Raw genomic sequence first — 17667 nt, forward strand, 5'->3', positions numbered from 1 at the left:
CTCTGATCAGGCACGACAAGATCCGGCTCTTCGGTCACAGCTGCCCGGTAGCCAGCACCGGCTCGCTGAAACCAGGCGGTCCTCCTTCAACTCCGAGGACGCCGGACGTCTAGGGCAGCGGCTGCCCTCCCGTGACGCCGATCCGCTCGCCGGTGATGTAGCTCGACTCCTGCGAAGCGAGGAACACGTACGCCGGCGCCAGCTCGGCCGGCTGACCGGCGCGTCCGAGCGGGGTGTCGGCGCCGAACTCGTCCACCTTCTCCGCCGGCATCGTTGCCGGGATCAACGGAGTCCAGATCGGGCCCGGAGCAACGGTGTTGACCCGGACGCCCTTCGGCGCCAGCTCCTGGGCCAGCCCCTTGGTGAAGTTCACGATGCCCGCCTTCGTGGTGGCGTAGTCGAGCAGGTTCGGCGACGGCTGGTAGGCCTGGATCGACGAGGTGTTGATGATGCTGCTGCCGGGCTTCAAGTACGGTACGGCGGCCTTGCAGAGCCAGAACATCGCGTACAGGTTGGTCTTCAGCACCCGGTCGAACTGCTCGGTGCTGATCTCCTCGATGCCCTCCTGCGCCATCTGGTACGCCGCGTTGTTGACCAGGATGTCGAGCCCGCCGAGCTCCTGCACCGCACGGTCGACGATCTCCGCGCAGTGCGCCTCCTCGCAGATGTCGCCCGCGACCAGCACCGCCGTACGCCCCTCGGCCTCGATCAGCTTCCGCGTCTCCTGCGCGTCGGACTCCTCGGACTCCAGGTACGAGATCAGCACGTCGGCACCTTCGCGGGCGAACGCGAGCGCCACCGCCCGGCCGATCCCGGAGTCGCCACCGGTGATCACGGCTCGCTTGCCGGTCAGCTTCCCGGAACCGCGGTAGGTCTCCTCACCGTGGTCGGGCCGCTGATCCATCTCCCCCGTCCGGCCCGGGTGCGGGATCTGCTCCGGCCCCTGAGCGTCGGCCCCGGGGTGCTGCGTGGTCGGGTCGCCGGGCTGGTGCTGGTCGGACATCGTCAGGGCTCCTTCGAACGGACGGCGTTGACGTCCCGGCGGTACCCACGCCGTCCACCCCGTAGTCCGCGCGGGCGCAACGGATCGGGCGCGGAGTAATCTCGGAGCACGTCGCCGGGCGCTCGAGAGCTGTGGCGAGGCAGGCCCCGGCCGTTATGAAGCAGCGGCCGGGGCCGTCCGCGACCGAGCCGTGGGCTCAGCGCCCGGTACGCCGCTTTCTCGGCACCAGCGGGAGCTTCATGGTGACGGCGACCTCGGCGGCGATGTCGCGCAGCCGGCGGTTCAGCCCCTGACTGGCGGCCACGAGACGGTCGAAGGCCTGGGACTGGGTGGCTTGTTCGCGGGCCATCAGAATCCCGATCGCCACGCCGATCTCACGGTTGCTCTCGAGCGCCCGCTCCAGATGCATGATCCGGTCGCGGTGCACGTGGTTGATCAGCGTCAGCGAGGCGTACGACGCGAAGATCGCCGCCAGCGGGACCACACCCTCCCGAGCGAACGCCGCCCGCCGGTCGGCGTACAGGTTCAGGGAACCGCGCTCGTCCTGCGACAGGTACAGCCGGATGGAGAGCAACGAGTGCACCCCGCGCTCGACGGCTTGCGGCGAGAACTCGGGCCACTGCTGATCAGTGGTGAGATCGTTCGACCACACCAGGTCGCTCTGCGTCAAAGCGTCCGTGCACGGCCCCTGGCCGGTGCTGTACTGCAGCGCCTCCAGCTCGACCGGCAACTCGTCGGTGTGGACGATCGTCTGCGGCTCCCGCCCGGCGTGGGTGAGCGAGATCGACGCGTGATCGACGCCCGGAATCGCGGCCTTGGCGTAGTGCACGACCGGTTCCATCTGCAAGCCGGCGTCACCGCTCGTCATCGCGCGGGCCAGGTCGCGGAACTGACCGGCCATCGCCTCCATCGCCTCTCCAGGCGAGACACCACCGCCCGAGCTGTCCACCGTCGCACCCCCTCCTGGAGATCGAGTCCGCCGACCGTCCGTGGTCCGGCGAACTCACATTAGCTCCAGCGAGCTTGTCCGTCCTGATCAGCTCCGGAGCCGCTTCAGGAACCTCTTGACCGCGGCCAGCAGCGGGGCAAGAGCGCCGGACCGATCCTTGGACGACCGCCCCGCGAGGAGATCGTGACCGGAGAGCTCGTGCCGGATGGTTGCCGGCCGCACCGGAGCCCGCCTGCCAGGCCGTACGCCGGCCCGCGCGGTGCGCCGCCTTCGACGCAGCGGCGCGTGCGCCGTCGTACGGCGTGGATGCACCTCACGCCCGACCGGCCGGTGTTTCGCGACCGCGTCCTGCCCGTAGTGCTCCTCCAGACGAGCTAGCCCCGAGCCGGACAACGGCCCGTCCACCTGAATCCGCGGAGCTGACTTGATCGCCCGCTTGTCCACCCGCAACTGGACGCCTTCGTCGGTCAGCTCCGCACCGCTCAGCGGCACCAGCACCTGCTTCGCCCCCGCAAGCCCGCGGACCACCGTCGCCCACGCGATCTCCCCGGTGGCCGAACAGCTGTGCAAGCTCACCACAGCGCCGACGCGCGCGCCTGCCGCGTCGAACGCGGTCATGCCGAGGAATCCCTCGACTCCGCCCATACGATCACCCCGTCCAGGTCGGCTACCAGTACCCTGCGTAGCGACCAGCAACGCGCTGTCACCGAGTCGTGATCTCCGCCGGATGTTCCGGCGCCGACGCCGCGGGTACCGGGGACTCTCCGAGCGACAACCGGGAAGGGACGAATCATGACCGAGGACCGACCGCTCGCGCTGGTGACCGGAGCTTCGAGCGGGATCGGGCTGGAGCTGGCTCGGCTGTTCGCCCGCGACGGCTACGACCTGGTCGTCGTCGCCGAGGACGACGCCGTCGAGCTCGTCGCCCCCACCCTGCGGACCGCGGGCGACCACCCCGTCCAGGTCGAGGCGGCGCAGCTCGACCTTGCCACCTCCGACGGCGTACGACGTCTGCAGACTCTCGTCGGCGACCGGCCCCTCGCTGCGGCGGCGCTCAACGCCGGCGCCGGGCTGGGCGGAGCGTTCCTCGACAACGACCTGGCCGACGCTCTCAGGATCATCGACCTCAACGTGAAGTCGACCGTCGTCCTGGCGCAGTCCGTGCTCAGCGGGATGGTCGCGCGGAACAAGGGCCGGGTGCTGGTGACCTCGTCGATCGCTTCCACGATGCCCGGTTCGTACCAGGCGGTCTACAACGCCAGCAAGTCGTTCCTGCAGTCGTTCACCGAAGCCCTCCAGGACGAGCTGCGCGAGTCCGCGGTCACCATCACCTCTCTGATGCCCGGCCCGACCGAGACCAACTTCTTCCACCGGGCCGGCATGGACGACACCCGGGTCGGCCGCTCCGACAAGGGCGACGCCGCCGAGGTCGCCCGGCAGGGCTTCGAGGCGATGCTCGCCGGGAAGGACCGGGCCGTCGCCGAGTCCCTCAGCACCAAGGCCCAGGAACTCGCCAACAAGGTCCTCCCCGACAAGCTCAAGGCCGCCGTCCACCGCAAGATGGCCGAACCGCTCGACAAGCACTGAGCTCAGCGGGCATCAGCTCGACGAACCTGCCTGCCGTACGTTGTCCGCAGACTGCTTCGTCTCGTGGGCGACCTGCTGCGCCGCCGCGCGGCCCTCGTCAGTCACGTCGGTCGCCGCCTGCGCTGCCGTCTCCTTCACGTGTTGGACAGCTTCCTGAGCCGGTTGCTGCAGGTTGTCCTTCACCTCGGCAAGCTGTTCCTTGACCGGCCCCGCCGCCTCCATCGCCTTGTCCTTCGCCTCCTGCGCGAGCTCACGCTCCTGCGTCGACGCCGGTACGGCGGCCGCCACGATCCACCCGGCCGCGAACGCGATCAACCCCGCCGCGAGCGGCGTACCCCGGGTCTTCTCCTTCGCGACACCCGGCGCCGAACCGACCGCGTCACCGACTCGCGCCCCCGCATCCTGCACCGACGACGCCGCCGAACCGGCCGAGTCACCGATCGACCCCGCCGACCCCATCACGTGTTCCTTCAACCGGTGCACACCGCCGCGAGCACTTTCGACCCTCCGGCCGACCACCCGGCTCGGGCTCACCTTCTCGGTCAGCGCGTCGACGTCACGCCCGACGTCACGCCGGGTCCGCTCGATGTTCCGCTTCAGCTCTTCCGGGTCTTCAGCCATTGCGCATCCTCCTTCAGCGACTCCACCGTCTGCTCCGGTTTCGGATCGACGTCCTGCAACTCCTTGCGCCCACGCACCGCCAGTACGGCGGCCACCAGCGCCCACACCACCGTCACGATCAGCGCGGCCCAGACCAGATCCATCGCCTCGCCCAGCGCCCACATCACCGTCAGCGACAAGAACAGCGCGACCATCCAGCCCGCGAACGCCGCGCCACCGAGCATCCCGGCGCCCTTGCCCGCCTTCTTCGCCTCCGCCTGCAACTCGGCCTTGGCCAGCGCCAGCTCCTGCCGCGTCAACTGCCCCAGGTCAGTGGTCAGCTGCGACACGATCTGCCCGACCGAGTCGTCGACCGACGGCCGGTCCGGATGCACGGTCATCTCACCGCTCCCCGTTCGGCCCGAACCTCGGCGTCACCGGCGCACCCGGATCGAGATCGGGCGCGACCGGCGTCGGCACCGGCGGCACCGGGTCCGACACCTGCGGGGCCGGCGGCTGCACCGGCGGCGCGACCGCAGGCTCCACCGGCGGGACGAGGTACGACTCGTCGGCGTACGACGCGACGTGGCCGTTCGCAGCGTCCGTCGTACCGGCTGTGTCCGCTGACCTGCTCTTACCGTCAGCCGCTCCACCGGCCAGCGCCCGCGTCATCCGGCCGGCCACCACCCCGGCAGTTGCCGCCAGCAACAAGAACGTCCCCGGCCGCCGCCGCGCGAACCCACGCACCTCCTCCAGCAACTCCCCCGGCTCGTGCTTCTGCAGGAAGTCCGCCGCCTGCTCCGTGAAATCAGCGCCGTGATGGGCCAACTGCGCGCCCCACCCCGACTGCCCGTGCTGCGCCATCCCCCGCAGCTCGTCACCGACCGACCGCAGCCCCTCCGCGGCCCGGTCCTTCTGCTGCCCCGCCTGCTCGACCAACTGATCCCGCGTCTGCCCCGCCAGCGCCCGCGTCTGCTCCCGTACGTCGGACGTCACCTCGGACGCCTTCTCCTTGACGGTCCCCGCGACCCCACCAGCCGCGTCCACCGCCGTCTCCGTCGCCCACGCACCCGCCCCACGACCAAACGGACGTTTGCCGGGTGGGTACACCCTGCGCGAAGCACTGACCGCGGTCCAGGGAAGCGGCCGCGCCGTGATGAATCCATCGCGAGGTCACGATCATGCTCACGCTCACCACTCTTGACGGCACCGACGTGCCCACCCACTGCTCCACGGCCGACGACCGCGCCCGCCGCGACCAGGCCACCCGGGAGCTCCTCACCACCAGAGCCGCGTCCACCGACGAGGCCGAGCGCCGACGGCTCCTGGAACAGGCCGTGGAGCTCAACCTCGAGCTCGCCCGCGGCATCGCCCAGCGCTACCGCGGCCGTGGCGCGGAGGACGAGGACCTCGAACAGGTCGCCTTCCTCGGCCTGATGAAAGCCGCCGCCGGCTACCGCACCGACACCGACGTCCCGTTCATCGGGTACGCCGTACCGACGATCCGCGGCGAGGTGAAACGCTACTTCCGGGACTGCGCCTGGACGGTCCGGATCCCCCGCGGGCTGCAGGACCTGCAGGGCAAGATCGCCGGCGTCATCCCATTGCTCGTCCAGGAACTCGGCCGCGAACCCACGCTCGACCAGATCGCCGCCCGGCTCGGCGTCAGCCCCGCCGACGTCCAGGAAGCCGAAGCCGCCCGCGGCTGCTTCAGCGTGATCTCCCTCGACCGCCCGGCCACCGACAACGACCTACCGCTCGGCGACTCGGTCGCCGCCCTCGAAGACCCGTACCTGCACCACTTCGAGACCGTCGACATGCTCGGCCCGCTGCTCGACGACCTGCCCCCACGCGACCGCAGGATCCTGGAGCTGCGGTTCATCGAGAACCGCAAACAGGCCGACATCGGCGCCGAACTCGGCGTCAGCCAGATGCAGGTCTCCCGCCTGCTCACCCGCATCCTCGCCGACCTCCGCACCCGCCTGGCCCCGACCACCGCGGCGGCTGCAGCCTGACCGGCCAGCACTGAGGGCGGCGCCCAGTGCGCCTCCCTTTCGGCCGCGATCAGTCCCACGAAGCGGGCAGCGCTCAGTCGCCGGCGCTCGGCCCCTGGGCCGCGCGCGAGCGCGCCGTACTGTCGCTTCCCGGCTCCGCCGACGCGTCCTGCTGGTCGAGCTTGCGCTGGTAGAAGTCGTACGCCGCCTGCTTGCTCATCCCCATCGCGCCGCCGACCTGGCTCCAGCTCGAACCCTCTTCACGGGCCTGCCGGATCATGTGCCAGCGCGCGCCGGTGAGCAGCTCCACGACGCGGCGGCTCGCTCGGAGTGCCTCCAGGCCCGTGACGCCGGGGAGCTCGCCCAGAGCTTTCACGAGGACCGCGACCGGGTGCCCGGCTTCGCGGCCTTCCTCGATGTCACGCTCATACCGCTCCCGCTGGTCACTGACTCGCAGTACGTCGAGCAGTTCCTCCAGGCCCCTGCTGTCCGAAGGCACCGGAGGCTGGACTACATCGCCACCCATGGCGTCAAGATAGCTTGACGATCCCGGATCGTCAAGCTGCCTTGACGGGTCATCCTCGTCAAGCTACCTTGACGATATGACCACAGGTGCACTGGCAGGACGACGAGGCCCGGAGCCCGCCGACGAGCCAAGCGGCGCGCCCACGATCCGGCCACGCATGCTCGCGATCCAACCGCCGCCCGACGACACCCTGGCCGACCGATTCGCTCGACTCGCCCTGGAACTGCACGACTCCACCGGGATCGAGGAAACCGTCGGCGCGGTCGTCGAGTTCGCGCTGCAGGCGCTGGACTGCTCGCACGCCGGCGTGGCGCTGACCTCGAAGCGTGGGCGGCAGCTGGAGATCCCGGCGGTCACCCATCCGGTCGTGGCCGAGATCTACCGGCTGCAGGTCGGGGGCGGTAAAGGCCCGTTGACCGAGTCGCTGCGCGACCACTCCATCGTGCGGGTCAGCGACACCGCGACGGACCAACGCTGGCCCGAGTGGGCCGCGACGGTCCTCCAGCTCGGCGTCCGCAGCGTGCTCGACGTACCGCTGGCGACCGGAACGTCATCGGTGGTCGGCGTCCTCGGCCTGTACTCCGCACGCCCGGACGCATTCGGCCCCGACGACGAGGCCGTCGCGCACATCCTGGCCCGGCACGCCTCGGTCGCCGTCGCGACCGCCCGCCACGAGATCACCCTCGCCGCCGCCGTCGACGCCCGCAAGCTGGTCGGCCAGGCGATGGGCATCCTGATGGAACGCTTCGACGTCGATGGCGACCGGGCGTTCGCCATCCTCAAGCGCTACTCCCAGGACACCAACACCAAGCTGCGCGACGTCGCCCAGGACCTGATCGACACCCGCAAACTGCCGCACTGAACGGCGCCGGGGCGCTCGGGGTGTTGCGGCTCCCCCAGGTCCCCGACGTTCAGCCGGCAGCGTCGAGGCGGTGGGTGATGAGCACTATCCGAGCGAGGGAAACCGATGACCGGAGGCAAAGCTCGCGACCACGCGGCTGAGCGTGGCCCTCCCCCGCAGCTCAACACCGGTACGGCGGAGGGTTCGGTCAGCCAGATCGTTCGCAAGCACCACATCGAGCACCACGCCGCCTCCAGCGACCTGCCCGTCCGCATCGACGCGTTGATGCTCGAGGTCGGTCAGGGCCCGTGCCTGGACGCGGTGTGGAAGCAACGAACCGTCCGCGTCGACGACCTCAGCACCAACGAACGCTGGCCCAAGTTCTGCCGCCAGGCCGCCGCGCTGGGGGCACACAGCATGCTGTCGTTCCAGTTGTTCGTCCAAGGGCACAACCTCGGCGCCCTCAACCTGTACGGCGCTCGCCCGTACGCGTTCACCGACGAGTCCGAACACATCGGCCTGCTCTTCGCGACCCACGCCGCGATCGCCTTCGCCGGCGTGCAGAACTCGGACAACCTCGAAGCCTCGGTGCAGAGCCGCGGCGACATCGGCGCCGCGATCGGGATCCTGATGGAGCGCTACGACCTCACCGCGGACGCGCCTTCGCCGTCCTGACCCGGTTCAGCCAGCAGTCCAACCGCAAGCTGCGCGACATCGCCGACGAGATCGTGAACGGCACCGCCCGGCCTTGCTGATCCACCAACGTGCACAAGTTTCCCGGCTTGAACTTATGCACGGCACCCGCGTAGCGTTCGACGGGTCGCAGGCAAGGGCTCCGGAGTGTGGGCCCGTCTGGCGTGCGACTCCTGGGTTGGAGCTCCTGATGAGCACCACGCCGTACCGCCTCGACCACCTCCGTCGTGACGGCCGCTTCGTCGCCCGATTCGTCCATCAACTGACCGTCGCCTCTGGCGTGCCGATCGGTTCGCGCTGGAACCCTGTCCACCACGACGCTGCCCGAGGCTGGCAGGTCGCGTGGACCGACGGCCCGAGCGTCGCGCTGATGCGCTACCTGGCGGCCGATCTGCGGGGCAGTGTCGCCGGCGTCAGCGTCGAGCAACTCCAATGGGACCGGACCGTGTCTCCGGAGGCGTTCGCTCTGGCACTGATCAGCAACGTTCGCGCGGGTCTCCCGCCGCTTGGCAGGCACCGTAGCTGTGACGCGCTGACGCTCTGCCTCGCGCAGGTCGACCATCCGCAGCACGGCACTCCACGCGACGTCGAACTCGCCCGCCGGCTGGCCCGGCTCGGCGAGTTCGGCGAGCGCGACATGGTCGGCTTCCTCCAGCTGCACGGCCTGGCAGGCCTCGGCGAAGGCACTTTGCATGCCGACGGCAACCTCTCGGTGCTGTGGCAGCTCCAGAACGACGCCCGGACCCGCCTCCGCCCGACCCAGGCCTCGCTCCCAGAACTCGTAGCCGACCGACGCGCGGCCCGACAACCGAGCGAGCAGGACACAACGGCAATCGACCCGTCGTCGTGCCGCCAGGGTGCGTGGGTGAAGTTCACGTAGTACGCCGTCACCGCCGAGCATCCCGTTCGCTCACCGAACGGCCGCCGGTCGACAACCGCTTTCGGGATGGTGCAGGGTGGGGAACGTCTCGACAGACGGGAGGCGACTCGATGCCCGAGAGGAAATCGAACGTACCGGACCGCAACGCCGGTGAGCCGTCCAACCAGTACGCCGGCGCGTCTCCTGCCGACGACCGGCTCGCGCAGGAGCTGAGCGCGGTGGCCAGGTCCTTGCAGGCATCTCCTGACCAGGCCACCGTTCTGCAGGACATGGTGAAGGCCGCGCTGCAACTGATTCCCGGCGCCGAGGACGCCTCGATCGCCGACCTGACGACGCCGGGCCAGATCGTGCACCGCGCCGCGTCGGGCGACCTGCCCCGGCGCGTCGACGCCGTGATGGCGGAGCAGAACCAGGGCCCTGCGTGGAAGCCGTACGCCGTGAGCGGACCATCAGGGTCGACGATCTGGACACCGACGAACGCTGGCCGAAGTTCGCCCGGCACGCCGTCGACCTCGGCGCGCGCAGCATGCTGTCGATCCAGCTGTTCGTCGAGGACGAGAACCTCGGCGCACTGAACCTCTACAGCAGCCGTCCGCACGCCTTCACCGACGAGTCCGAGCACATCGGCCTGCTCTTCGCCGCGCACGCCGCCGTCGCGCTCGCCGGCGCGGAGAGCAACAAAGACCTCCAAGCCGCCGTCAAGACCCGCGGTCTGGTCGGCACCGCCGTCGGCCTGATGATGGAGCGCTACCACCTCACCCACGCCGCGGCCCTGGCCGCACTGACCCAGCTCAGCCAGGAGTCGAACCGCCCGATGCGCGAGATCGCCGAGGAGATCATCACCGACAGCCAGGCGTGACCACCTGAACGTCGTACGCCGCCCGGACCAGGAACTCGCCCACGTTTCGCGCTGGGCTGAGCCGCTGAGCACCAGGTCGGCGCTCAGCGGCTCAGACGTGCTCAGCTGTTGGCGCGGCTGGTGTTGATCTCGCCGTTCACACCGGCCGGGAAGAAGCCGCCCTTCGTGGCCTTCTTCGGGGTCAGGTAGACGACGTTCAGGACCTGGTCGGCACCGCGGCTGAACGCGATGCCGTTGGCGTCGGTCGGGACGATGTTGGTCTTGCCCTGGTAGGTGACGCCCTGGTCGAGGTCGGTCTTGCCGTCGAGGCTGTCGCGGGCGTTGGAGATGGCCACCGAGGGAACCTCCAGGCCGGCCGCGACCAGGCTCGTGCGGATGTTGGCCGCGTGGTACGCCTCGACCGCGAGGATCCCCGCCGCGGCCTCCAGGTAGGTTTTGTTGGAGATCAGCGGAGCAGCGCCCTTGTACGCCGTGACACCGACGTCCTCGAACACGTACGCCGCCAGCAGGAAGTTGTTCTCGTTGGCGTAGGCGTCGAACTTCTGCCCCGGCTTGATCAGCCCGGCCGCGGTCGCCGCCGCGGTGAAGGCCGCGTCGATGTCGATCGCCGGACGCGCCACCGCCGCGCCGCCGAGCGCCTTGCGCAGGAACCGGACGTGCGCGAGCTCGTCAGCGGCGATCTCCTCGGCGTACGCCTTGACGGCCTTGGTCTGGAACTTCACCTTCCGGCCACCGCGGACGGCGCCCGGCTTGCCCTTGCCGAGCACCTCGGTCGCCGCCAGCCCGTACCCGCGCACCGCGCGCAGGTAGAACTCGGCCTCCAGGTACTCGAGGTTGAGCGCGAAGTTCAGCACAGCGCCGTCACTCGGCTGGCTGCCGTGGTGGTCGTCGTGACCGAGCCCCAGGTCGAGGTCCAGACCCAGCGGGCCCGTCTCGGCCGAGGCCGGGCTGAGGACCCCACCGGCCAGCAGGCCCCCACCGGCCAGGCCAACGCCCGCGGTGGTGACCCCGGCTGCCCGGAGGAACTTGCGCCGGTCGACGCCGTTCTCGGCGCTGCGGTCGATCGCGTTACGGATGAACAGTTTGTCGAACATGTGCGGAGACTCTCCGATGTTCCGATGCGCCCAGCTGTTCCGCCGGGCAGTGGATTGACGATCCGTTGAGATCAACGAACGAACCCGCCGAAAGCCACTCCGTGTTGCGAGACCACCCAGTTCGTAATGTGCGGCAGGCCGTTGTGCACACCCTGGCCGGCGCCGCCCACAGGGATCGTCAGACCGCAGACGGCACCAGCACAGGACCGATCAGCGGCCGACCCCGCCTGAGCCCGGCGTCCGACGTACCGAATCAGTTGACCAGGCAACGTCGTCCGCCGCGCACAGTTGCCGGCCGCCGACCGACAGAGGTGCTTCGCAGCCGACCGTGCCGCGGATGGGTGGTGATCACCAGCCGAGTTCAGCCGCGCAGCGTGAGGACGATCAGTACGACGTTCAGCGCGCTGACCGCGGCAGCGACCAGGCAGGCAGCCACGGTGGTGACAGGCCGGTTCACGAGGGCGCCCATGACTCGCCGTGAGCCGGTCAGGCGGACCAGCGGCCACAGCGCGCACGGGATGCCGAAGCTGAGGACGACCTGGGACACGACCAGAGCGCGGGTGGGGTCGATGCCGACGGCCAGTACGGCGAGCGCCGGGAAGAGCGTGATCAGCCGACGGGTCATGACGGGTACATGACGCCGCAGGAACCCGTCGAGGATCACCGACCCGGCGTACGTGCCGACGGACGACGAGGCGAACCCGCTCGCGAGGAGCGCCAGCGCGAACAGCAGGGCGGGCGTCTCCCCCAGCCGTACGCCGAACGCGGCGTGGGCGTCGCTCAGGCTCTCGACGCCGCTGCCGGTGAGCGCGGCCGCGGCGACGACGACCATCGCGAGGTTCACCGCCCCGGCCAGCGCCATCGCGATCGCGACGTCGAGCCGGGTCGCCCTCAGGACACGTTCGCGGCCGCCCGGCGTACGAAGGGTCTTGCCGTGGCGGTCGGTGATGAGCGAGCCGTGCAGCCAGATCGCGTGCGGCATCACAGTTGCGCCGAGCATGCCCGCGGCGAGGACGAGCGAGTCGGTGCCGTCGAGGCGTGGGACGAGACCTCCGGCGACACCTGCCGCCGATGGCGCGGCCTCGATCGTGGAGACGACGAAGCCGACCAGGACGACAGCGAGCAGGCCGATGATCGCGGTCTCGAACGGCCGCTGGCCACGGCGAGACTGGTAGAGCAGCAAGCCGAACGACACGACTCCCGTGATCACGCCGCCGAGCAGCAGCGGGATGTCGAACAGCAGGTTCAGTGCGATCGCGCCGCCGACGACCTCGGCGAGGTCCGTGGCCAGCGCGACGAGCTCGGCTTGTCCCCACAGGCCGAACACCACCGGGCGCCTGAAGTGGTGGCGGCACAGCTGCGGCAGCGTCTTCCCGGTCGCGATGCTCGCCTTCGCGGCGAGGTACTGGACCAGTACGGCGAGGAGATTCGCGCCGACGACGACCCAGCACAGCAGGTAGCCGTAGTCGGCGCCCGCCGCGATGTTCGTGGCGAAGTTGCCCGGGTCGACGTAGGCGACCGCCGCGACGAACGCCGGGCCGAGCAGCAGGAGACCGGAGCGGTTGAGTCCTCGCCGCAACGGCGCGGGTGCGTACATGGGCCGGCCTTCCGGTCGCGAACACGTCCGGGGGCCTTCGGAGCGGTCTGCCGGGCGGATCGGTGCGAACGAATCTTCCTGCTGCGGAAGAAAGTTTCGCCATCGACCCATCCACTCCGCCGCCGCGCTCCGAAGCCCGAGCTGAGTCCGTCGTGAGGAGATGGTCGGAAGTGCGAGCCTGGAAACCTGTGTGGCGCTGGATCGGCGCGAGCGTCGGATTCGCCGTCCTGGTGGCAGTCGGCGTGGTGGTCTTCGGTTCGCGCGGCTCCGACGCACCGGTCAGCCAACCTCCAGCGGCGAGTTCCGGAACGTCACCGAGCGCGACACCGTCGACAGACGGTGACGACGAGGCGCTGGTGAACCGGATGCTCGACCAGCTCCGTGAGGGCAAACCGGTCGAACCGCAGTTCGCTGCCGGGGACAACCCGGCAACCGGAGTACCGATCGCGGCGATCAAGGCCAAGCCCGGTGAGCAGCTCCGGCTGGGCCGGCTGCAGATCCCCAAACTGCGGGTCGACCGGGTCCTGAACAACGGAGTCGACGAAGCCGCGCTGGTCAAGGGCGTCGGGCACTGGCCCGGTACGCCGTTGCCCGGTGCCGTCGGCAACAGCGTGGTCAGCGGCCACCGGGTCACCAACGGGCAGCCGTTCCGGTATCTCGACCGGCTCCGTGCCGGCGACCCGATCACGGTCACGGTCGGCGCGAAGAGCACGACGTACAAGGTCGTGAAGACCACGATCGTGCCGCAGGCCAGCTACGTGCCGTTCGTCCTGCGCAAGCCGGCGCAGCCGGGCGCCAAGGTGCTGACCTTGTTCGCCTGCAACCCGGTCACCGACCACTACCAGCGCATCGTCGTCGAGGCGCGTGCCACCTGAGGAGGTCGATGTCCCCTGCACTCTCCAGCGACACCCCGGGGCGACCGTCCCGGACCTGATGCGGTCAAGGAGAACAGTTCATGGGTATCAAGTCATTGTTCGGGGGCCGTCCGGTCCTCGAGTTCGCCGACGAGCACAGCCGGCGCAGCTTCCTGCGCAACGCCGCCCTGATCGGCGTCGGCGTCACCTACGTGGCCACCCGGCCCGGCGATCCCGTTGCCTTCGGCAACGCCGATCGCGGGTTCGGGACCGAGGTCGCGAAGAGCGATCTGGACATTCTGAACTACGCGCTCACCCTGGAGTACTTGGAGTCGGCGTTCTACACCGCTGGACTGAAGGCCAACCTGCTGAAGGGCCGCGAGCAGGAGCTGATCGACCCGATCCAGCAGCACGAGGCCGACCACGTGAACGTCGTACGGACGACGATCACCGATCTCGGCGGCCGCCCGGTCGCGCAGCCGAAGGTCAAGTTCCCGGCCGGCACGTTCGCCAGCAGGGCCGCGTTCCTGAAGACCGCGGCGACCTTCGAGGAACTCGGCGTGAAGGCCTACCACGGTCAGGTCACCCTCGTGAAGAACCCCGACCTGCTCGCCGCCGCGGCCTCGATCGCCGGCGTCGAGTCGCGGCACGCCGCGATCATCGCCCAGATCAGCGGCGGGAACCCGTTCCCGGCGCCGATCGAGGCCAACCTCGGGATGGGCCCGGTCCTGAAGGCCGCCATGCCGTTCATCGCGAAGTGACAGGAGCGACCGATGACTGACACCACTGCAGACCTGATCCACGGCAACGCGTCCGCCGTACCGGCCGGCGTCGCGATCGGTGCCCTGAACAACGGGTTCCACCTCGCCTCGGCCAAGGACTTCGGCAACGACATCGAGGTGCTGAACTACGCGCTCACACTGGAGTACCTGGAGGCCGAGTTCTACCGCCAGGGCAACGCGGCCAACCTGGTCTCCGGCAAGGAGAAGCAGTACCTGATGCAGATCGGCGCCGACGAGGCCTCGCACGTCGCGACCCTCACCGCCACGATCCAGAAGCTCGGCGGTACGCCGGTCGGCGCACCCGCGGTCGACTTCGGCGGCGCCTTCGAGTCCCGCAAGTCGTACCTGACCACCGCGCACGTCTTCGAGAACAAGGGCGTCGGCGCCTACCTCGGCGCGGCCGGGTTCGTGAAGGACAAGATGATCCTCCAGGCCGCGGCCGGCATCTTCGGCGTCGAGGCCCGGCACGCCGCCGTCGTCGGCAACCTGCTCGGCCTGAAGGCCGAGGGCGGCGTCTACAACGGCTCCTTCGAGAAGCCCGCCTCGAAGACCAACGTCCTCACCGCGGTCGCACCGTTCCTGGTCGACCCCGACAAGGTCGTTGCCGCGATCACCTACTGACCTGGGGGCGGTCCCGGCACCAGGTGAGATGGTGCCGGGACCGTTTTCCTTTCACCGCTGGACTGAGCTCGCGTGCAGGACGTATCACTGCCGAGCCGCTGGACGAAAGCATTTGCGTGATCGTGAGATAGCTGTTGCCCTACCCCCCTTTCTCCGTACGGTTTCAGTCGACCTCCGCAGCAGCGAGGGTCGTCTCACAACCTCAGGGGAAAACATGTCCATCCTTCGCAGAGTTGCCGTCGCCACCGTTTCCACCGCGGGCCTCCTGGCGGTCGGCGTGTCCATGCCCACCTCGGCCGCCGCGGCAACCACGGGAACCACCGGAACCGCGGCCGTCAACTGCGAGGTGTCTCCGAACGGCTCGACCGGCCTCCTTCGTTGCTACAGCGGCCCTGACGGCACGTCGCAGTTCCGGGCGATCGTTCAGTGCGCCAACGGCTCCTACCAGTACGGGAACTGGAACCCGTTCGGCAACCTGACGTCGGCGAGCTGCCCCGCAGGCGCAGGGATCGTCACCCGGATCCTCGCGGAGTTCCGGTGACACCTCCGCTGAAGCGTCCGTGACAGACCAGCACTGAACGGCTCTGATTCCCAACTACGTCGATGGAGAGATGATGAGGACTCGCGCACTTGCTGTCGCCGCAATCGTGGCCGTCGCGCCGTTGATCACGGTCGGCCAGGCCGCTGCCGCGCCCCCGACCGCCGACCTCGAGGTCGGCGACACGGTGACGCAGGTCCTGGACGGCACGGCGGCGTCCTACACACTCGTTTCCGAGAAACCGAACTGGGGACAGCGCGTTCGCCTCTGGCGCAACACATCCACCGGCAGCCTGCACGGCCAGATCGCGTTCTCGAAACCTGGTGACGCAGTCTGGCTGTCAGGCCCCGGCTGTCCCGGCTCCTACTGCAACGTGGCCTACGTGACAGCCGGCGGCACCGAAGCCAGCACCGCCTCGGTCAGCAGGTCCGTCGACGTCTGCGGGCAACACCGCTACAGCGACCTCCCCGGCACCACCACCGTGTGCACCTGCATCGTCTGCAAGACCGAGCCACGCGAGGCGGCAACACGTCCCGCGGCAACAGCCCCGGCCGCTCGCACCGCAAACTCCCGCCTGTCACGGTAACGGCAAGTTCGACAACTGGGTGGAGTGCGACTGAGTTCGGTCTGCACCGCGGACGAGACCTCGGCGGCGTCTCGAAGGGACGCCGCCGGGGCCGTTCGGTCTACAGCTCCGCCGTCGCGACGTTGCGCCCACGGTCGTCCAGCACCCGGAACCCTGTCGCGGTCAGCTTGATCTCCATTCCCCAGGTGTGCGGTACGACGTCGGCGGTCGAGTGCACGGCCGGATCGGCGACTGCGACGGCGACCGGCTCCAACGGGATCTCCGGCGGCTTCGGCGCCACGACGTACCCGATCCCCGCTCCCCCAGCACCGACCACCACAACCGCGGCTGCAGCGACCAGCCACCTCCCCATCGGCCGGCGACGCCGTGGCTCGCGCCCGATCGCGGCGAGGATCGACTCCTCCAGTGCCGCCGGAGGCGCGGCAGGCTCGGCACTGACCCGGTCAGCGTCCACCAGTCGCAGTGGCTCCGCGAGCGGCGCGATCGCCGCCAGCTCTGCGCGACAGTCCGGACAACCGTCGAGGTGCGCCTGGACCGCTGTCGCCTCGGCAGGAGTCAGCTGCCCGAGTGCGTACGCGCCGAGCTGCTCGCGCAGTGCTCTGTGTTCCTCGGGATTCACAGTTCGACTCCCATCTCGTCCATGGCCAGGCGCAACGCTTTCAGCCCGTAGAAGACCCGGCTGCGCAGCGTCCCGATCGGAACCCCTTGCTCGGCCGCGACTTCGGCGTACGGGCGCCCGCGCAGATAGGTCTCCACCAGCGCGCTGCGCGCCTCCGGCCGGATCCGCTGCAACGCCTCCTCGATCAGCCAACCTGTGACGGTCTTGTCGTCATCGGCCGCGGTCGCCGGACCGAGCGCGGTCAGTACGTCGAGCGGCTGCGGGCTCGCCGGCCGCAGCGAACGCCGGCGGGCCTCGTCGACGACCACGTTGCGGGTGATCGCGAACAGCCAGACCCGCAGGCTGGCGAGCGACGGATCGTAGCGGTCCGCCGCTCGCCAGGCCCGCAGGAACGTCTCCTGGACGACGTCCCGTGCAGCGCCCTCGTCGTCGAGCTGCCGCAACGCGTACCGGTACAGCTCGGCGCCGTGCTCGGCGTACGCGGCCCGTACGCCGTCCTCACGGCTGAGGTCGTGCACGGCTCTCGTCATCGCGCCGCGAAGGTCAGCCCGACCACGTCTCCCAGCCCGAGCGTCAGCAGCGGAGTGGTCCGGCCGGCGCGCAGGTCGACCTCGACCAGCTTCGACCCCGCCAGCAGCCCGCTCGTCCGGACGGCGGCGATCGCGGTGTAGTCGCGGGCGTCGTACGAGCCGGAACCGCGTCCTTCGATGTCGAAGCCGTTGACCGCGCTGACATCGCGGCCGAGGTAGCCGACGGTGAACAGCTGACCGGTGTTCGGCGAGACCACCGGTGTACGGCCCGGCAACGAGCCCTGCGTCACGAGGGTGTCCTTGGCCGCGTCGAGCCCGTACAGCCCGGTGCTTGTCGCCCCGGCGAAGCTGTCCGTGTACGCCGACGCCGTGACCCGAGGCTTGCTCCCTGAGGCGTAGGACAGATCGGTGTCGACGCCCGCGACCGCGCCGGTGTCCGGGTGCAGGCGCAGGTTGCGGCCCGACGACGATCCCACCCGGCTGGGCGTGGCCGCGGCAGGCTGGACCGCCACAA

Annotated in this window: 23 protein-coding genes and 1 pseudogene; 12 read left to right on the top strand and 12 right to left on the bottom strand. The window is 69.7% G+C overall.

All coding sequences use genetic code 11. The annotated features are described in order from the left end of the window. Positions 1-109: 109 nt before the first annotated feature. The 3 genes from ACZ6Z4_RS13520 to ACZ6Z4_RS13530 all read right to left on the bottom strand — a co-directional run bounded on the left by ACZ6Z4_RS13520 (position 110) and on the right by ACZ6Z4_RS13530 (position 2597). On the bottom strand, positions 110-1003 hold the full coding sequence (locus tag ACZ6Z4_RS13520; RefSeq protein ID WP_465562446.1) for an SDR family oxidoreductase: 894 nt from the start codon (positions 1001-1003) through the stop codon (positions 110-112). A gap of 196 nt (positions 1004-1199) precedes the next feature. Continuing rightward, positions 1200-1952: an ANTAR domain-containing protein gene (locus ACZ6Z4_RS13525; protein WP_465562448.1), complete on the bottom strand. Its 753-nt coding sequence runs from the start codon at positions 1950-1952 to the stop codon at positions 1200-1202. Between the two features lie 87 nt (positions 1953-2039). Continuing rightward, positions 2040-2597: a hypothetical protein gene (locus ACZ6Z4_RS13530; protein WP_465562450.1), complete on the bottom strand. Its 558-nt coding sequence runs from the start codon at positions 2595-2597 to the stop codon at positions 2040-2042. A gap of 147 nt (positions 2598-2744) precedes the next feature. Here ACZ6Z4_RS13530 and ACZ6Z4_RS13535 point away from each other — a divergent pair, with 147 nt between their 5' ends. Further along, a complete protein-coding gene (locus ACZ6Z4_RS13535) occupies positions 2745-3539 on the top strand; it encodes an SDR family NAD(P)-dependent oxidoreductase (RefSeq protein WP_465562452.1) in 795 nt (264 codons plus the stop codon). 12 nt (positions 3540-3551) lie between these two features. On the opposite strand, the gene ACZ6Z4_RS13540 is transcribed toward ACZ6Z4_RS13535, so the two are convergent. From ACZ6Z4_RS13540 to ACZ6Z4_RS13550, 3 genes are read right to left on the bottom strand one after another with little or no spacing between them, the layout of a single operon-like run. Next, positions 3552-4160, bottom strand: coding sequence for a DUF3618 domain-containing protein (locus tag ACZ6Z4_RS13540; RefSeq protein WP_465562455.1), 609 nt, complete (start codon positions 4158-4160; stop codon positions 3552-3554). After that, the gene (locus tag ACZ6Z4_RS13545; protein WP_465562457.1) at positions 4136-4540 is read right to left on the bottom strand and encodes a phage holin family protein; all 405 of its coding nucleotides are present in this window, start codon (positions 4538-4540) and stop codon (positions 4136-4138) included. Before ACZ6Z4_RS13545 ends, ACZ6Z4_RS13540 begins: the two co-directional genes overlap by 25 nt. 1 nt (position 4541) lies before the next feature. Continuing rightward, positions 4542-5186 carry a hypothetical protein gene (locus ACZ6Z4_RS13550; protein ID WP_465562460.1) on the bottom strand — a complete coding sequence of 215 codons (645 nt, stop codon included), beginning with the start codon at positions 5184-5186 and terminating at the stop codon, positions 4542-4544. A gap of 134 nt (positions 5187-5320) precedes the next feature. Here ACZ6Z4_RS13550 and ACZ6Z4_RS13555 point away from each other — a divergent pair, with 134 nt between their 5' ends. Beyond that, complete coding sequence (locus ACZ6Z4_RS13555) at positions 5321-6154, top strand: sigma-70 family RNA polymerase sigma factor (protein WP_465562462.1); 834 nt, start codon at positions 5321-5323, stop codon at positions 6152-6154. 73 nt (positions 6155-6227) lie between these two features. Here ACZ6Z4_RS13555 and ACZ6Z4_RS13560 read toward each other — a convergent pair whose 3' ends face one another. Continuing rightward, positions 6228-6659: a hypothetical protein gene (locus ACZ6Z4_RS13560; protein ID WP_465562464.1), complete on the bottom strand. Its 432-nt coding sequence runs from the start codon at positions 6657-6659 to the stop codon at positions 6228-6230. Positions 6660-6816: 157 nt separating this feature from the next. Between ACZ6Z4_RS13560 and ACZ6Z4_RS13565 the strand changes: the two genes are divergently transcribed. The 5 genes and pseudogenes from ACZ6Z4_RS13565 (at position 6817) to ACZ6Z4_RS13585 (ending at position 9932) form a co-directional block, all read left to right on the top strand. After that, the gene (locus ACZ6Z4_RS13565; RefSeq protein WP_465563766.1) at positions 6817-7521 is read left to right on the top strand and encodes a GAF and ANTAR domain-containing protein; all 705 of its coding nucleotides are present in this window, start codon (positions 6817-6819) and stop codon (positions 7519-7521) included. Positions 7522-7626: 105 nt separating this feature from the next. Then, positions 7627-8175, top strand: a complete 549-nt coding sequence (locus tag ACZ6Z4_RS13570; protein WP_465562466.1) for a GAF domain-containing protein — start codon at positions 7627-7629, stop codon at positions 8173-8175. A 208-nt stretch (positions 8176-8383) separates the two neighbouring features. Continuing rightward, complete coding sequence (locus ACZ6Z4_RS13575; RefSeq protein ID WP_465562468.1) at positions 8384-9073, top strand: hypothetical protein; 690 nt, start codon at positions 8384-8386, stop codon at positions 9071-9073. Positions 9074-9479: 406 nt separating this feature from the next. Further along, positions 9480-9722 (top strand): annotated as a pseudogene (locus tag ACZ6Z4_RS13580) (GAF domain-containing protein); the annotation flags it as partial. Next, positions 9702-9932 (top strand): ANTAR domain-containing protein, encoded by a 231-nt coding sequence (locus ACZ6Z4_RS13585; RefSeq protein ID WP_465563769.1) that lies wholly within the window; start codon positions 9702-9704, stop codon positions 9930-9932. The pseudogene ACZ6Z4_RS13580 and the gene ACZ6Z4_RS13585, both read left to right, overlap by 21 nt. 101 nt (positions 9933-10033) lie before the next feature. Here ACZ6Z4_RS13585 and ACZ6Z4_RS13590 read toward each other — a convergent pair whose 3' ends face one another. After that, positions 10034-11026 (bottom strand): ferritin-like domain-containing protein, encoded by a 993-nt coding sequence (locus ACZ6Z4_RS13590; RefSeq protein WP_465562470.1) that lies wholly within the window; start codon positions 11024-11026, stop codon positions 10034-10036. A gap of 361 nt (positions 11027-11387) precedes the next feature. Continuing rightward, positions 11388-12623, bottom strand: a complete 1236-nt coding sequence (locus tag ACZ6Z4_RS13595; protein ID WP_465562473.1) for an Nramp family divalent metal transporter — start codon at positions 12621-12623, stop codon at positions 11388-11390. Between the two features lie 170 nt (positions 12624-12793). On the opposite strand from ACZ6Z4_RS13595, the gene ACZ6Z4_RS13600 reads away from it, so the two are divergent. The 5 genes from ACZ6Z4_RS13600 (at position 12794) to ACZ6Z4_RS13620 (ending at position 16004) form a co-directional block, all read left to right on the top strand. Beyond that, positions 12794-13498 carry a class E sortase gene (locus ACZ6Z4_RS13600; RefSeq protein ID WP_465562475.1) on the top strand — a complete coding sequence of 235 codons (705 nt, stop codon included), beginning with the start codon at positions 12794-12796 and terminating at the stop codon, positions 13496-13498. Between the two features lie 80 nt (positions 13499-13578). Then, positions 13579-14238: a ferritin-like domain-containing protein gene (locus ACZ6Z4_RS13605; protein ID WP_465562478.1), complete on the top strand. Its 660-nt coding sequence runs from the start codon at positions 13579-13581 to the stop codon at positions 14236-14238. 12 nt (positions 14239-14250) lie between these two features. Further along, entirely contained in the window at positions 14251-14880 is a 630-nt protein-coding gene (locus tag ACZ6Z4_RS13610; protein WP_465562481.1) for a ferritin-like domain-containing protein, read from the top strand. Positions 14881-15094: 214 nt separating this feature from the next. After that, complete coding sequence (locus ACZ6Z4_RS13615; protein ID WP_465562483.1) at positions 15095-15421, top strand: hypothetical protein; 327 nt, start codon at positions 15095-15097, stop codon at positions 15419-15421. 73 nt (positions 15422-15494) lie between these two features. Continuing rightward, positions 15495-16004 (top strand): hypothetical protein, encoded by a 510-nt coding sequence (locus ACZ6Z4_RS13620; protein WP_465562485.1) that lies wholly within the window; start codon positions 15495-15497, stop codon positions 16002-16004. A 100-nt stretch (positions 16005-16104) separates the two neighbouring features. On the opposite strand, the gene ACZ6Z4_RS13625 is transcribed toward ACZ6Z4_RS13620, so the two are convergent. Genes ACZ6Z4_RS13625 through ACZ6Z4_RS13635 form a run of 3 tightly spaced genes read right to left on the bottom strand, consistent with a single transcriptional unit; the run spans position 16105 to position 17665 of the window. After that, a complete protein-coding gene (locus ACZ6Z4_RS13625) occupies positions 16105-16623 on the bottom strand; it encodes an anti-sigma factor family protein (RefSeq protein WP_465562488.1) in 519 nt (172 codons plus the stop codon). Continuing rightward, positions 16620-17153, bottom strand: coding sequence for a sigma-70 family RNA polymerase sigma factor (locus ACZ6Z4_RS13630; protein WP_465562490.1), 534 nt, complete (start codon positions 17151-17153; stop codon positions 16620-16622). The genes ACZ6Z4_RS13625 and ACZ6Z4_RS13630 overlap by 4 nt, the downstream gene beginning before the upstream one ends. Then, the gene (locus ACZ6Z4_RS13635; protein ID WP_465562491.1) at positions 17150-17665 is read right to left on the bottom strand and encodes a DUF4394 domain-containing protein; all 516 of its coding nucleotides are present in this window, start codon (positions 17663-17665) and stop codon (positions 17150-17152) included. The genes ACZ6Z4_RS13630 and ACZ6Z4_RS13635 overlap by 4 nt, the downstream gene beginning before the upstream one ends. Between the last annotated feature and the right edge of the window lie 2 nt (positions 17666-17667).

Source organism: Kribbella sp. NPDC104740, from assembly GCF_055583505.1.